The organism is Maribacter sp. BPC-D8, from assembly GCF_035207705.1.
Classification (GTDB): Bacteria; Bacteroidota; Bacteroidia; order Flavobacteriales; family Flavobacteriaceae; genus Maribacter.
In genome coordinates this window covers 3,327,161-3,343,985 of sequence record NZ_CP128187.1, presented here as the reverse complement: position 1 = coordinate 3,343,985, position 16,825 = coordinate 3,327,161, and the positions used below count along the sequence as shown (strand labels likewise).

The following is a 16,825-nucleotide window of genomic DNA, read 5'->3' as shown; positions in this document are numbered from 1 at the left end:
ATTTTTTTCGAGTACTATTAAAATTTGAAATTATAAGTAATGGACGGAATAGGAACTGAGAATATAGAACTTTGCAATGCCTTGACCTCGCCATCATCAGTTACAAAAAATACGGAGTATGGATTGTTTCTGCCTAGTACATTATACACCGATATAGTCACGAAACTATGTGCCAATTTCTTTTTCTTATGATTTCCTTCAATATTCAGACCTAAGTCTAATCTGTAGAAATCTGGAATTCTAAATTCATTTCTATCACTAAATGCTACAAAATCGGCATTGTTGAACCTAAAAGTACCTACTGGGTACGTAATTGGTCTACCGGTTTGATAAACAAAATTTGCCGATAAGCTGTATCTCTTTGTAAAACGGTAATTGGTAATGACACTAACGTCATGTGGTTTGTCGAAATTAGAAGGGAAGAATTTGCCGTTGTTAATACGCTCTTCGCTGAATTCACTATCGAATCTGTACAAAGATCTAGAGTAGGTATAACTTAACCATCCGTTTAAATTACCACTTTTCTTTTTTAATAGAAATTCTACTCCATATGCCTTTCCATCACCCTGTAATATTTGTGTTTCTACATTTTCATTTAAGAAGAGGTTGGCACCGGTTTTAAAATCTAGCACATTTTCCATCTTCTTGTAATACCCTTCAATACTTAATTCATACTCGTTTTCCTTAAAATTTTTATAGAAACCTAAAGAAGCTTGGTATCCTTTTTGAGCGTCAATATTTAAATCAGAAAGTTTCCACGTATCAATGGGTGAAACTGTAGTATTGTTAGAAAGGGTATGTAAAAATTGATATGAATTATTAAGACTTGCTTTTACTGAAAAATCTGGCGTAAATAAATACCTGGCAGAAATTCTAGCTTCTGGTCCGCCAAAAGTTTTTATATTTTCGCCGCTAGAGTAAGAGATGGTGTCTTGAACGGTAGATTCATTCTTTGGCATGTCATCTTGATAAGTTCTCTGAGTTGATTCACCTAATGCAGCGAAAAAGGCATAACGTACACCGAGGTTAACCGATAATTTTTCATTTAATGTTATTTCATCGCCTATGAAAAGGGCTCCTTCTACGGCTTGTTCATTATCAATATACAATGCATTAATATCTGAATCTCCGCTATCAGGTTCAATACTTCCCGGATTTACGGAGTAATACTTCGCAGAACCACCATAATCAAGCGTATGCTTATCGTTTAACGAGGTGCGTAATTTATATTTTAATTCGGTTTCATTTATGCTATAATCTAAATTGAAGTCTGTATTTGTTTCGCCGTCAAAATCAATTCCGAATCCATAATTACTGTTATTAACGATAAGCGCACTATTTGTTTTGTTACCTATTCTATGATCCCAGCGAACAGAAAAAAGACGATTATCATAATTATACAAAGAATCTGAAGTAATGCTAAAGGCATCTCTACTGTAGTACGCCGTAGCTTTTACCTCATTATTCTCATTTATTTTATTATGATATTTAATAATGCCATCAAAAAAAGAGGCATTACTATTACTTAAGGCTTCGTCGTCTAAGGATCTTAAAATCCAATCTGCGTAGGCGCCTCTCCCGCCTACTATAAGAGAAGATTTTTCTTTTTCTAGCGGAATTTCTAATGCCAAGTTTGCCGTAACAGGACCAATTGATCCTTCACCAGAAAGTTTTTCAACATTCCCGTTTTTTGATCTAATGTCAAAAACAGATGAAAGTCGCCCACCAAACTCCATTGGTATTGCGCCTTTGTAAATATCGACTCCTTTAGTAGTAAAAGGGTTTAAAGCCTGAAAAATCCCGAAAAAATGCTGCGGATTGTAGATAACGGCGTCATCTAACAATACTAGATTTTGGTCTGTTTTACCACCACGTACATTTAAGCCCATAGCGCCTTCGCCTGCAGAAGAAATACCAGGTAACGCTTTGGCAACAGACAGAATATCTCGTTCACCCAATACTAAAGGAATGTTTTTAGATTCTTCAGAATCTATTTGTTCGCTACCTGTAATAGCATCTTCTACATTTTTATAAGCGTCGGCTTCCACCACTACTTCATCTAGTTGTTGCAGCCCTTCTTCCATCAATAAATCTAAGTTTCCATTGTTGAACATGACTACTTCTCGTTCTGTAGATTCAATACCCATAGCGCGAATACTTAAAACATTGTAACCTGCAGGTAATGTTAAATTGTAATTTCCACTGGTATCGGTTACCGTAATTTGATTAGATCCCTTAACACGAATAGCTAAATCTTGAATGGCATCTGCTGTTTTTGAGTTTATAGCTCTACCGGTCAGCTGATAGGTTTCTTGAAGATTGTTTGGGTCACTCTTACCTACTTTCGCAACATTATAATTTCGTTTGTTTTGGTTTGTGGTGTTGTAAAAAGTAGGGGGCGGAACATTTGATTTTTGTTTTGCTATAGTATTTACTTGCTCTTTTTCTTCACGCCCAAAAAAACCATTTGGCAGTTCATCATATACAATAGTGTTTTCTAAAAGTACAATTCGTTTAGATGTTTCTATAATATAGAAGTTTAGTGAAGTGTCTTCGAAAATGGACTGTAAAGCACTATTGATATTTTCTTTATCAAAGGTTTCAGTAACGGTAATTCCGTCAATCCACGATTTGATGAAATAGAATTCAAAATCTGTTTGTTTCTCAATATCAACAAGTACTTCTTCTAATGGTATTGCAGCATATTGACCATTAATTGTTGGTAATTCTTGAGAATAGGTATTTGAAATTCCGATAATAAACAGAAGAAATAATAAAAGATATTTATGAAGTCTAATTGTGTTAGAGGGCGAAGTAGTTACAATAATTGACGGCAAAAGGCAATTATCATTTTGTTGTTCGGTCATGGTGGTTGGTTGGATTCCTACAAGGTATGAAAAAGAATAATATCACAAAATGTGATTTTTCGAATAATCATATCAATTATATAGATTATTGAAAATAAGAAGTTGATTTTTTACGAATGCCATTATGTAAACTTAATTCATTTGTTAAAAGCATTTTATGATATTATAAACCTGAATTAATTTTGAATTAATATGTGTGACATAATTTCTTCGTATTACTAAAGGTGATTATATTTTTACAGATTACTTTTTTATGCATCCTATCGTCATTTCATTACATATCAGTATTTTATTACTATTTTTAACTTAAATACTTGTTAAAATTAATAGATTGAGTCAATACCCTAAGAATACCGAGCTTCTAGAAAAGCACCACCAAATTTTTATTGAACAAACGCCAACAGCAATTGCTATGTTAGACACTAACATGGTGTATTTGGCAGTTTCAAAACGATGGATAAAAGATTTCGTTTTTGAGGATGAGGATATTGTAGGAAGGTCACATTATGATATTTTTCCAGAAATAGGGGATGATTGGAAAACTAAAAATCAAGAATGTCTTAATGGAGCAATCGATATTTGCGATGAAGCACCATTCACACGTGCAGATGGTTCTATTCAATGGATTTATTGGGATGTTCGCCCGTGGTATAATTCAAGTGGTGAAGTTGGCGGACTCTTAATGCATACTGGTGATATAACAGAGCAAAAAGAAAAGGAACTTGAGAAAAAACGTGTTGAATCTATTTTAAATGATACCAGCGAAATTGCACGTATATCAACTTGGGAGATAAACCTTTCTACTCAAGAACTTTTATGGAGTAAGATGGCTTATAAAATCTATGAAGTTACAGATGATTATAGACCAACAGTAGATGGTGCATTAGAATTTTTTAAATATGATGAAGATAAACAAGCTGCTAAAATTGCAATTCAAAATGCAATTGATTATGGTTCTGCTGTAGATATGGATGTAGAAATGCTTACTGCAAAAGGGAATACTATCTGGGCGAAAATTTTAGGTAAAGTAGAAAGTATATCTGGAGTGCCAACAAGATTTTATGGTATTTTACAAGATGTAAGTAGTATTAAGCTTACCGAACAAAGTCTTAATAAGGCACATTCAGAACTTGAGGCAATTTTTAATTCTAAATCTACCGCTATAATTACCACTGATAAAAACGGAATCATTAATCGTTTTAATAGTGGTGCTGAAAAATTGTTAGGGTATACTGCCGCAGAAATGATTGGTTTGAAAAAGCCAGAAGTTTATCTGCTCTCAGAAGAATTAGAGCAGTTTAAACAAGATATGATAAAAGAATTTGGTAAAAATGCTGCTGATATAAACTTTAATTATAGAAACGAGAATGTTAATGATACTAGACAATGGACCTATAAAAGAAAGAATGGCACTACGTTCCCGGTATTATCGACTTTAACAGCAGTTAATAACAAGAAAGGTGAAAATGAAGGTTTTATTGCAGTAGCAACCGATATTTCGAAAATTAAAGAAGTAAAAGATGAATTGCGTAGAAAAAACGACCTCTTAACTTTAGCCGAGCATATTAGTTTAATGGGGCATTGGCAATGGAATTCTGTTTTAGATAAAGTACAATGGTCTCAGAATCTTTATACAATTTTTGAGCTCGAAGAAAATGTAGTTGATTTAAAATTTGACACCTATTTTAGTTTTGTACATCCTCAAGATAAAGATTTGGTTACCGAGTACTTTGATAAATCAGCTAAAGATGGTACGTTCTACAGCTTTAGTCACAAAATTATAGCTGGTAATGGTGTCATAAAGACCATTCACTTAGTTGGTAAGGTTACCACGAACGAAAAAGGCGACATGGTCGAAATGTTTGGCACATGCCAAGATGTTACCGAAATTAGAATGGTGGAACGTAATTTGCAAAAAGCCAATTCTGAATTGCAGGCTATATTTAATTCAGATTCCATTTTAATTGTAACAACAGATAAAGATGGTATCATAAATCGTTTCAATCATGGTGCGGAGTCGTTATTGGGCTATTCTGCGGCTGAAATGGTTGGAATAGAAAAACCTCGAAAATATGTTGACAATGACGAAATCGTAAAGTTCAGAAATGATATTGCAGTTCTGAGAGGTAAAGACCCATCTACATATGATTATTATAAAAATATATCCGAAGATGGTTTAAACGACACCCGTGAATGGACCTATTACAAAAAAGATGGTACGCCAGTTTCTGTACTCTCTACATTAACGACTATTAAAAATAGCGACAAAGATAATGAAGGATATATAGCAATTTCAAAGGACATTTCTGAAATAAAGGCTGCTGAGAATGAATTGCTGAAAAAAAATCAGCTTTTAAATTTTGCCGAACAGATTTCAATGATGTCCAATTGGAAATGGGATACGGTAGCCGATAAAGTTGAATGGTCACAAAATTTTTATAAAATTCTAGAACTTGACGAAGCCATAATTGAACTTAATTTTAACTCGTATTATAGGTTTGTTCATCCAGAAGATATCGAAATTGTTAACAATCATTTTGAGAAGGTAGAGAAGGATAAAAAGTGGGAAAGATTCACACATCGTATTATTACCACTTCGGGTAAGGTTAAAACAATTCTGCTTTTAGGAAAAGTTTTTACTAATGAAAAGGATGAAATTGTAGAAATGATTGGTACTTGCCAAGATGTAACCGAATCGAAAAAAGCTGAACAGAGATTGATTGATGCTAAAGAAGAATTAGAAGTTGTTGCGGAAAAACTTTCGTATCAGAACAAGCAACTGGCAGATTTTACACATATAACTTCACATAATTTAAGAGCTCCTGTAGCGAATTTAAACTCGTTAATGGAGATTTATAAGCTAACAGATGATGATGAAGAACGCCTAGATATATTCAGTAAATTCGATACCGTAATAGATCGTCTTACTTTAACATTGAATACATTGATAGAGGCATTAAAAACCAAAATCAGCGATACTCAAGAAGAATTGGAAAGTGTAGATTTAAATGATATTTTTGAAGATACGACCCAAACATTAAGTGGTTCAATACTAACTTCTAGAGCTGTTATAAAAGGAGATTTTACAGAAGTGCCAACTATAACCTACAATAGAATATATATGGATAGTATTTTCCTGAATTTAATTGGAAATGCTATAAAATACAGGGCAAAGGACAGAACGCCAGAAATAATAGTAAAATCTAGAGTTAAGAATGGTAGAAATATCATTACATTTAAAGACAACGGCTTGGGAATTGATCTTGAAAGACATGGTCATAAGTTATTCGGACTTAACAAAGTCTTTCACAGACACCCAGATGCAAAAGGTGTTGGTTTATTTTTAACAAAAACTCAAGTTGAGGCTATGGGTGGTACAATTACCGCCACAAGTGAAGTCAATGTTGGCACAACTTTTACAATAATTTTTTAATGAAGCTTACTATGAATAATGTTTTAAAAACATGTATTGTTGATGATGATTCTATTTACCGTTTTACAATGGTAAAAGCACTAGAATCGACGAAATTGCCTATGGAAATCATGGCGTTTTCTGATGGTGAAGAGGCTATTGATTTTATGCTTGATAATCTTGATCAAGATTCTGTTTTTCCAGATGTTATTTTCTTGGATATTGATATGCCAATTATGGACGGATTTCAGTTCATGGAAGAATACATAAAAATTAAGCCTAGAGTAGGTAAAAAGATTACTATTTATATGGTATCGTCTTCATTAGATCCTGTAGATATCGAAAGAGCAAAGAAAATTAGTGCAATTTCAGATTATATCGTAAAACCAATTAGTTTAAATAGGTTGAAAACTATTATTGAAGACTTATTAGAAGAACGGAAAGATTAAATTATTAAGAGGTGTGTTATTGTTTTTAGGTCATTATACTATTTAATGGAGTTAAGCTAAACGGCTTAACTCTAGTATTTTTGGGTGAACCTAAAAATTAAAAATATGTCATTACTCACTATAATTTTAAATATATTATTACCACCATTAGCTGTTTTTCTAAAGCATGGTATTGGTACAACATTGTTAATTAGTATACTATTAACCATGTTAGCATGGCTGCCAGGTGTAATTCATGCTTTTGTTGTAAATCAAGAATAACGCTTATCGCATATCGCATATAGTCTTGCTTATATTAATATAGGTGAGACAGGTAAACCGTACTAACCATTATCACAAGATGATGCTTAGTGCGGTTTCTTTTTATTGCTAACTTTCTATATTTGAAAATTAGTTTCTTATTAACATTAATTATGATAACCGAACTGCTAAGCCGTTCTTTTATATAATAACTTTGGCGCGTTAGGTATAACTATCTCATTCGACTATTATTTTTCAAATCATTAAGTGTTCAATAGATATTTATCATTCATTTTTAATTTTATTATTTATAATATGAATAAGTTTTTAAGTATTGTTTTCGGAGTTATTTTTTTATCGATTGTTGGTTGTAAAGATGTTGATAAACGTAATAATAGTGAAGGGGAAAGTGAACAATCTACGCAAGAATTAGATAAGGAAAGCGCAGCGACAATAGTGCAAAATACTATTAAAGCACATGGCGGAGGTCGCTATGATAGTGCCAATTATGAATTTGTATTTAGAGATAAATTATACATGTTTAATAATGCTGGCGGTTCTGCTTATCGTGTTAATTTTAAAGATAGTCTAGGCAATAGAATTGAAGATAATTTTAAAAATGGTTCATTTAGTAGAACTATTAATGACAAAATAGTCGACCTCTCTGAAAAGGATATTTCAATACATAGTAATGCCTTAAACTCGGTTATCTATTTTGCTACATTACCACATAAACTAAACGATAAGGCAGTACATAAAAAAGATGTTGGTGAAACCGTTATTAAAGGTGAAGATTATGATGTTATAAGGGTCACTTTCGGTAAAGAGGGTGGTGGTAAAGACCACGATGATATTTTTATGTATTGGGTAAATAAAAAATCAAACTATATAAATTATCTAGCGTACAGTTATAGTACTAATAATGGGGGTGTACGTTTTAGAAGTGCATATAACCCAAGAACTATCGACGGTATTCGTTTTCAAGATTATATTAATTGGGAAGCTCCTGTTGGTACTCCACTAAAAGAGCTTCCAGCTCTTTTCGAAAAAGAAGAGTTGAAAGAGTTGTCTAGAATAGAAACAGAAGATGTTCGTAATCTTAATGCGGAAGGTATAGAGTAGGCCCTATTTAGAACACAATTTACTTATCGTATCTTTGAAAGACTGCGTTTGATACATTTTCAATGCACATTAAGCAAACTTGTTTTTTAATTAAACTCCGTCTTGTATGAAGGGTAAGACCTTATTCGAAAATTTCAATCCCGTTTCTGAAAAAGAATGGAAACAGAAAATTCAATATGATTTAAAGGGGAAAGATTATAATGAAGAAGTGGTATGGAATTCTCCTGAAGGTATTAAGGTAAAACCTTTTTACCATGCCGAAGATTTAGAGCACATAACAGTTGGTTCTTCAAATATAACTTCTTGGAATATTGGTCAGGTTATCTACGCAGGTAATGCTATAATGGCTAATGAAAAAGCACTGAAATATATAGCAAAAGGGGCAGAAGCTATTCGTTTTGTTATACCGACCGGTGCAGTAGATACTTCAGTTGTTTTGAACAATATTGATCTAAATGCTATCAATGTTTATTTTGATATGCAATTTTTGTCTAAAGATTACATTACTCAAACTCTAGATAAGGTTACCGATGCTAATAAGATACATTTTCAAGTTGATCCTATTGGTAATTTGGCGAGATCTGGAAATTGGTATGAATCTATGCCTTCAGATATTAATCTAGTTAATGATTTAGCGACACTTAATATTGATAATTTATTGAGTGTAGATGTTTCTCTTTACCAAAATGCTGGTGCAGACATGGTGCAACAATTGGCAGATGCTTTATCTCATGCCAATGAATATTTAAATATTTTACAAGAGCGCGGAAATCTCTCTAAACTTAAAAGTATAGATTTTAAGATAGCTGTAGGTGGTAATTATTTCTTTGAAATTTCTAAGATAAAAGCGTTGCGTAATCTTTGGAGTGTTCTTGCACAAGCATATGATATTTCTATTCCATGTCATATTATTACACAACCTTCTAGACGAAATAAAACCATTTACGATTATAATGTAAACTTGCTTAGAACTACTACCGAGTGTATGTCGGCCGTGCTAGGTGGGTCTGATGCTGTATTTAATTTAAATTACAATTCTGAATATAAAAAAGATAATGATTTTGCAGAACGTATAGCTTTTAATCAGCTTATTTTACTGAAAGAAGAAAGCTATTTTGATAAGGTAGAAAACCCTGCAGAAGGCAGTTATTATATTGAAACAATAAGTACGCAATTAGCTGAGAAAGCGTTGATTTTGTTTAAGACAATTGAAAAGGATGGCGGATTCTTAAAACAGCTAAAAAATCATACAATTCAGAATAGAATTGCTGATAGTGCTCAAAAGCAACAAGAGAAATTCAATACTAAGAAAACAGTTTTGGTTGGTTCTAATGCATTTCAGAATGAGAATGATAAAATGGCACAAGAAATAGAATTGTATCCGTTCGTAAAAAAGAACCCTCGAAAAACATTGATTACTCCGATTATCGAAAAACGATTGGCAGAAGAACTAGAGCAAAACCGTTTGTCACATGAGTAGAAAAGATTTGCAACATATTCAATTGAATGATTCTCGAGTTCAAGGTAATAATCAGAAGAATGTTGTCTCAGAAATAGAAGAATCAACATTTACTACGGCAGAAACAATTTCATTAAAAAAGAAATATGCTAAAGAAGATATAGCCGATATTGAGCATTTAAATTTTGCTGCAGGTATACCACCATTTTTACGCGGACCCTATTCGACCATGTATGTTTTACGCCCATGGACGATTAGACAATACGCTGGATTTTCAACGGCTAAAGAAAGTAATGAGTTTTATAGAAAAAATTTAAAGGCAGGTCAAAAGGGATTATCGGTCGCCTTTGATTTACCGACCCACAGAGGTTACGATAGTGATCATGAACGCGTAGTGGGCGATGTGGGTAAAGCAGGTGTGGCTATAGATAGCGTTGAAGATATGAAAGTACTCTTCGATGGTATTCCCCTAAACGAAATGTCGGTTTCTATGACCATGAACGGGGCGGTATTGCCAATAATGGCATTTTATATCGTGGCTGCTGAGGAACAAGGTGTTTCCTTAGATAAGTTAGCGGGTACGATACAGAACGATATTCTTAAAGAATTTATGGTGCGTAACACCTATATCTATCCGCCGAAACCATCTATGCAATTAGTGGCAGATATATTTGAGTATACCAGTAAATACATGCCTAAGTTTAATAGCATTAGTATTTCTGGTTATCACATGCACGAAGCGGGTGCTCCGGCTCATTTAGAATTGGCATATACGCTTTCTGACGGATTAGAATATATAAGAACTGGAATAAAAGCAGGATTACAGATTGATGATTTTGCACCACGACTTTCCTTTTTCTGGGGAATAGGGATGAATCACTTTATGGAGATAGCCAAAATGCGGGCAGCAAGAATGCTTTGGGCGAAAGTGGTGAAAGAATTCAATCCGAAGAACGAAAAATCGTTAATGCTTAGAACGCATTGTCAAACTAGTGGTTGGAGCCTTACCGAGCAAGATCCATTTAATAATGTAGCAAGAACGACTATAGAAGCTTCTGCAGCCGTTTTTGGTGGTACGCAAAGCTTACATACAAATGCTTTAGATGAGGCAATAGCGTTGCCTACAGATTTCTCTGCGCGTATTGCAAGAGAAACTCAGATATATCTGCAACAAGAAACGAATATTACCAAGATTGTAGATCCATGGGCTGGTAGTTATTATGTAGAGAAACTTACGGATGAGTTGGTGCATAAGGCTTGGGAGCTTATGGAAGAAGTTGAGAGTCTTGGTGGTATGACCAAGGCGATTGAAACTGGTATACCTAAAACTAGAATTGAAGAAGCTGCCGCTAGAAAACAGGCACGAATAGATAGTCAGCAAGATGTAATTGTAGGTGTTAATAAATATCAATTGACCGAAGAAGATGAACTTCAAATTTTAGAGGTTGATAATAAAGAAGTTCGTAGACAGCAACTGCAGCGATTAGATGAAATAAAGAAAAGTAGAAATACAGCTGTAGTTCATGAAAAGTTGAAGGCACTGACCATAGCGGCTAAAAGTAAGTTTGAAGATGGTGATTCGCAAGAAAATTTATTAGCTTTAGCAGTAGATGCCGCAAGGGAAAGAGCAACTTTAGGTGAAATAAGTAGTGCTTTAGAAGAGGTATTTGGCAGACATAAGGCAATTATAAATTCATTTACAGGCGTGTATTCAAGAGAAATAAAAGATGATTCAAGTTTTAAGAAGGCTCAAGAGCTAGCTGATCAATTTGCGGAAAAAGACGGTCGTAGACCACGTATTATGGTAGCCAAAATGGGACAAGATGGTCATGACCGTGGAGCAAAAGTTGTGGCTACAGGATATGCCGATCTAGGATTCGATGTAGATATAGGTCCGCTTTTTCAAACTCCGAAAGAAACTGCTAAGCAGGCAGTCGAAAATGATGTGCATATATTAGGAATTTCATCGCTCGCTGGCGGACATAAAACTTTGGTGCCAGAAGTGGTTAAAGAACTTAAAAGCTATGGTCGTGAAGATATTATGGTTATTGTTGGTGGGGTAATTCCAAAACAAGATTATGATTTTCTAAAGGAAGCTGGCGCTACTGCCGTATTTGGACCAGGTACTAAAATTAGTGATGCAGCTATACAATTGTTAGAATTGCTTTTGGAGTAAACACTGACATTAAATCGAATAAAAAATGCCGAACAATTCAATTGTTCGGCATTTTTTTATGTCAATTGTAGTGGTTACGCAGCGGCAACCTCTACGTTACTTTCTTTATTCTTTAGCCAGAAGTATAGAATGGTAAATAGAACTATTAAAATAGCAGGGAATAGTACCATAGTACCTAAGGTTTCTTGACCTGAAATCAACTCTAATTCATCACCTGTAAATCCTTGTGCTTCTGCAGCAGCTCTATCAGCATCGATCCAACCACCAATAATCGGTTGAAAGATAGAAGATGAGAACATACCTATAGCTCCAATGATAGACATACCTAATGCACCTGTTTTAGGTGTTTTTGTTGCAGCTAAACCAATCATGTTTGGCCAGAAGTAAGCAACACCAAGTGCAAATATTACAGCGGCAACATAAGCCATAGCTCCTGTTTGTGTGCTAAATAAATAGATACCTAAAGTCGCTAAAACCGCAGACCCTAATAGAACTCCCGTTTGGTTAAATTTAGCAACCATGCTTCCTCCAAAGAAACGTGCTACAGCCATTAACCCTGCAGTCAATGCTAAAATTAAAGTTGGCTCAGCACCACTTTTAGAAAGAATAAGACCTACCCATTGGTTTGGTCCAAATTCAGAAATTGCAGTCAGTGCCATACATATTCCTATAAACAAGAATAGGGGAGTAAACATTCCTTTTAAGTTTCCGCTAATGGTAGCAGCTTCTTCCACTTTTGCTTTAGGCCAAGTTTGACCATAAAATAAAAATGCATAAATAACAGCTGGTATTAGTAACAACCATACTTGGCTTTGACCAATGATACCGAAATCTGTCATGAATCCAGATAGCAAGCTACCTACAGCAATACCACCAGGAAACCACATGTGAAACCTGTTTAGCATCGTACTCATTCTATTACCTTTATAAGCATCGGCAATCATAGGGTTACAAGCAGCTTCGGTACACCCGTTACCAAGACCTATTAATAGGTTAGCTACTAAAAGTCCCATATAACTTCCAGAAAAAATCAAAAGCAAAATACCAACTGCATGCGCAAAAAATGCAAACTGCATAATTACTTTGCCACCTACTTTATGATAAATTAAGCCACCGATTACCATTGCAATTGGGAAACCTAAAAACCACATAGAGGTTATTAGTCCCGCTTGACTAGCGCTTAATTCTAATTCAGTTTTTAATTGGTCTAATATACCTGCCGCAATGGCAAAAGAGAATGCCGTGGTAATTAATGCGAAACAGCTGGCATAAAAGAGCCTATTCGCATTTACTTTAGAAGTTGAGTTAGAACTGTCCATATTTAAATTGATTTAGTTGTTGTTTTGCATAATTTGCTAAACTAATAAAAATGAAATAATAACAGTGCTTTTTTAGTAAAATGATACCTTAAGTGCGACAGAAAGCACAAAAAATAGTGTTTATACAATTTTTGGTGTTTTTTATGCAATGCGATATATTTCGATTTTAGAGGTATTGTGTTGATAATGAAGTATTAGGTACCTTGTAGTCTTAATAACCACCTTTAATTTAAAAACTATGAAATATTGTGTTTTAATGCTTTTAGCCGCTTTTGTTCTGAGTTGTGGCGATGTAAACAAGCCAGCTAAGACAGAAAATGATACCGCGAGTGCTAATGTAGACACTAATTATAACCCAGAAGCTGTTTTAGATAGTTTAGGGATTGTATTGCGTGATCAAGGTATACCGGTTGCAAATTATGTACATGCGGTAAGAACAGATAATCTTATGTTTTTAGCGGGTAAAGGTCCAAAACAGGCTAATGGTGAAAATATTATTGGTAAACTAGGCGATAGTTTAACTATTGAACAAGGTTATCAAGCTGCTCGCGAGGTCGGTATTAATCAGTTGTCGGTTTTAAAAGCTGAACTTGGTGATCTAAATAAAGTGAAAAGAATTGTTAGTGTACATGGTATGGTTAATGCCTTACCAGATTTTAAAGACCACTCGAAAGTCATTAATGGTTATTCAGATTTAATGGTTGCCGTTTTTGGGGATAAAGGAAAACATGCACGAGCGGCAGTTGGTATGGGGTCTCTACCTGGTAATATGGCTGTTGAGGTTGAAATGGTCGTTGAGGTTTATGAGTAAATTTTTTATGTTGTCATTTAGTAATGACTAATGTATTTAAATAGAATAGATCTTACTGATCTAATTCTTATTCTCGCTAAAAATAAATACCACCAAAAAGGCAACAATTAGACAAATCGCGAAAAATCCGAAAAGATTAATGTAGTTAGACATAAGTAGGAAATTTCAGCTAAACTATAAAAAGTATAACAGGGTAACAGCCTCCTTTTGGTATTTTCGATGAATGGTATCGTTTGAGTTATAACCCCATCACTATTCTTTTGCTCCAAATTTCATACATAGGTTCGCCTTTGCTATTTTTTCCTGTATGGTGCCAATCATCTCCTTTAAGTTTATAATTGAATTCTAATTGTGCACCGACTCTAGAATTATCTTTAGAGAAGAACTCTATTTCTTCTTTGTAGATTCCGTTTTCAGCAGTGTAAGTTCCGCCGCCAGTGCCTGAAAATTTAAAGGATTCTGTATCGTATGCTATCCACTGAAAGGTATTGTCCATCAAAAGTTTTAAGGTTTTTCTGGTATTTTCTTCTCCTCTTCTTTCTTGACCGGTATCTGGTCCTCTGGTTGCAAATAGCCAAGCACCGTCCAGATCTTGAGTTGCAGGAAATATAGGTGCTAAACTTAGTTGTTGAAACCAATTTATTTTAAGCTTCTCGCCATCCATTTCAATGGGAATAGAAAGTTGCCTTACCACATCATTTTCGAAGTCAGAATTAAATTCTAAAAGAACCACTAAAAGGGTGTTTGATGCCGTGTTTTCAATTTGAATAAATCCGCCCACAGTTTTTATAAAATTTGCGGGTTCAATTTCATATTCATTATAAATAAAATAGTTATCATTTATCTTTACTTGATGTACTGTTTTTGTGCCATTATTTTCGACAGTATCTGCATAAATTCCGGGTGGAATTTGACCATAAATTGTCAAATTGATGGTCAAGAACAAAAGAAGAGACATGTATATACTTTTTGATTGTATTTTTTTCATTTTATAAATTTTTAACGATGTATTTTAAAGTATTAAAAATAAGGTAGTTACAATTGTATTATTAGTTCATTTTATAAAAATATTTAAAAAATTGTCGCTGGTCGTAAAAAAAATAAAAAACATTGTTTTTTCATTTTTTTTGATTTCATTTGTCCTGTTCTAATACACTACTTTGTGTAGTAGAAATTTCAAGCTTTTAGCTGAACATTATGTATCGTTATTCTATGTTCGGGTTTGAGGGAAATTGGAAGTATTTCCCACAAATGGCTTATCAGATAGGTTGCCGATTAATTAAGCAAACTTCCAACACATTTTCTGCAATTATGCAAAGTCAGCATGATTACTTTTTTATACCTACTACTCAGAAGCAAATTCTAGTGTGATTTCTTGCCTATTAAAGTTACGTTTTCTTAACTTTAAGTCTTTAGGTTAGTTACTATATTTATCATAATCATATTTCATCATTATATAATATTCAATTTCATGAATACCAAATACATTGATCTTATTGATCAAACTTATTATTTTCCACAAGAAGAGTTTAATTTAAATGGCGAGCACTTACAGTTTCACGGTATACCGTTAAACGAGGTGGTCGAACAATTCGGTAGCCCATTAAAGTTTACCTATTTACCGAAGATTTCTGAGAATATTCTGAGAGCCAAAAATTGGTTTGCAAATGCAATAGAGAAGAATAACTATAAAGGTAAATACCATTATTGTTATTGTACTAAAAGTTCGCATTTTCAACATGTAATGCACGAGGCGCTTAAGAACGAGATTCATATGGAAACCTCTTCTGCTTTTGATATCAATATTATAGAAAAACTTAAGAAAGACGGTAAATTAACCGATCAAACGTATGTAATCTGTAACGGATTCAAACGCGAAAAATACATTGAAAATATTGCTCGTTTAATCAATAACGGACACCAAAACTGTGTGCCTATTATTGATAATTACGAAGAAATAGATTTATTATCAGATGCTATCAATGATACTTTTAAAGTAGGTATTCGTATAGCATCAGAAGAAGAGCCAAAATTCGAGTTCTATACTTCTCGTTTAGGTATTGGGTACAAGAACATTGTTCCGTTTTACGAAAACCAAATAAAAGATAATGATAAGGTAGAGCTAAAGATGCTTCACTTTTTTATCAATACTGGTATTCGTGACAATGCGTATTACTGGAACGAGCTTGTAAAATGTTTAAAAGTATATGTTCGATTAAAGAAGATATGCCCTTCATTAGATAGCTTGAACATTGGTGGCGGTTTCCCAATTAAAAACTCATTGGCTTTCGAGTACGATTACCAATACATGATCAACGAGATTTTAAATCAGATCAATATTACGTGTTCAGAAGCAGATGTTCCCGTTCCTCATATTTTTACTGAATTTGGTAGTTTCACCGTAGGTGAAAGTGGTGGTGCTATTTATGAGATTTTATACCAGAAGCAGCAAAATGATCGTGAAAAATGGAATATGATCGATTCATCTTTCATAACTACATTACCAGATACTTGGGCAATCAACAAACGATTTATCATGTTACCAATTAACCGTTGGAACGATGAGTATGAGCGTGTATTGTTAGGCGGATTGACTTGTGATAGTGATGATTACTATAATAGCGAGCAAAACACGAATGCTATCTATTTGCCAAAATATAAGAGAGAGAAACCATTGTATATCGGCTTTTTTAATACAGGTGCATATCAAGAATCTATTGGTGGGTATGGCGGTTTACAGCACTGCTTAATTCCGCAACCAAAGCATATATTGATTGATAAAGATGAAAATGGCAACTTCACTTACAAGCAATTTCGGGCACAGCAAAAGGCAGAGGACTTACTAGATATCTTAGGGTATGATGTTACCGCTGAAGATGAATAAAAATAGTTCGGTTACAACGACCGATAGTTATAGAAATACGTATATAGAATTGAAAATAGTATTAAAAAACCATTTAATAATAGCTA

General features: G+C 33.9%; 11 protein-coding genes. 8 read left to right on the top strand and 3 right to left on the bottom strand.

Annotation, left to right across the window (positions count from 1 at the left end; all coding sequences use genetic code 11):
* Positions 1-17: 17 nt before the first annotated feature.
* Complete coding sequence (locus QSV08_RS14670) at positions 18-2,867, bottom strand: TonB-dependent receptor (protein ID WP_324024342.1); 2,850 nt, start codon at positions 2,865-2,867, stop codon at positions 18-20.
* Between the two features lie 331 nt (positions 2,868-3,198).
* Here QSV08_RS14670 and QSV08_RS14665 point away from each other — a divergent pair, with 331 nt between their 5' ends.
* The 6 genes from QSV08_RS14665 (at position 3,199) to scpA (ending at position 11,725) form a co-directional block, all read left to right on the top strand.
* Positions 3,199-6,300, top strand: a complete 3,102-nt coding sequence (locus tag QSV08_RS14665) for a PAS domain-containing sensor histidine kinase (protein WP_324024339.1) — start codon at positions 3,199-3,201, stop codon at positions 6,298-6,300.
* Positions 6,301-6,311: 11 nt separating this feature from the next.
* Positions 6,312-6,728 carry a response regulator gene (locus QSV08_RS14660; protein ID WP_324024337.1) on the top strand — a complete coding sequence of 139 codons (417 nt, stop codon included), beginning with the start codon at positions 6,312-6,314 and terminating at the stop codon, positions 6,726-6,728.
* 105 nt (positions 6,729-6,833) lie between these two features.
* The gene (locus QSV08_RS14655; protein ID WP_133671524.1) at positions 6,834-6,989 is read left to right on the top strand and encodes a YqaE/Pmp3 family membrane protein; all 156 of its coding nucleotides are present in this window, start codon (positions 6,834-6,836) and stop codon (positions 6,987-6,989) included.
* A 294-nt stretch (positions 6,990-7,283) separates the two neighbouring features.
* Positions 7,284-8,090: a DUF6503 family protein gene (locus tag QSV08_RS14650; RefSeq protein WP_324024335.1), complete on the top strand. Its 807-nt coding sequence runs from the start codon at positions 7,284-7,286 to the stop codon at positions 8,088-8,090.
* Positions 8,091-8,196: 106 nt separating this feature from the next.
* Positions 8,197-9,570, top strand: coding sequence for a methylmalonyl-CoA mutase subunit beta (locus QSV08_RS14645; protein ID WP_324024333.1), 1,374 nt, complete (start codon positions 8,197-8,199; stop codon positions 9,568-9,570).
* Positions 9,563-11,725, top strand: a complete 2,163-nt coding sequence (gene scpA, locus QSV08_RS14640; RefSeq protein ID WP_324024331.1) for a methylmalonyl-CoA mutase — start codon at positions 9,563-9,565, stop codon at positions 11,723-11,725. The genes QSV08_RS14645 and scpA overlap by 8 nt, the downstream gene beginning before the upstream one ends.
* A 74-nt stretch (positions 11,726-11,799) precedes the next feature.
* On the opposite strand, the gene QSV08_RS14635 is transcribed toward scpA, so the two are convergent.
* Positions 11,800-13,044, bottom strand: coding sequence for an MFS transporter (locus QSV08_RS14635; protein WP_324024329.1), 1,245 nt, complete (start codon positions 13,042-13,044; stop codon positions 11,800-11,802).
* Between the two features lie 238 nt (positions 13,045-13,282).
* On the opposite strand from QSV08_RS14635, the gene QSV08_RS14630 reads away from it, so the two are divergent.
* Positions 13,283-13,855, top strand: coding sequence for a RidA family protein (locus QSV08_RS14630; protein ID WP_324024327.1), 573 nt, complete (start codon positions 13,283-13,285; stop codon positions 13,853-13,855).
* A gap of 238 nt (positions 13,856-14,093) precedes the next feature.
* Here the strand turns inward: QSV08_RS14630 and QSV08_RS14625 are convergent, their stop codons facing one another.
* Positions 14,094-14,843, bottom strand: coding sequence for a hypothetical protein (locus QSV08_RS14625; RefSeq protein ID WP_324024325.1), 750 nt, complete (start codon positions 14,841-14,843; stop codon positions 14,094-14,096).
* A 483-nt stretch (positions 14,844-15,326) separates the two neighbouring features.
* On the opposite strand from QSV08_RS14625, the gene QSV08_RS14620 reads away from it, so the two are divergent.
* Entirely contained in the window at positions 15,327-16,739 is a 1,413-nt protein-coding gene (locus QSV08_RS14620) for an arginine decarboxylase (RefSeq protein ID WP_324024323.1), read from the top strand.
* Positions 16,740-16,825: the final 86 nt, after the last annotated feature.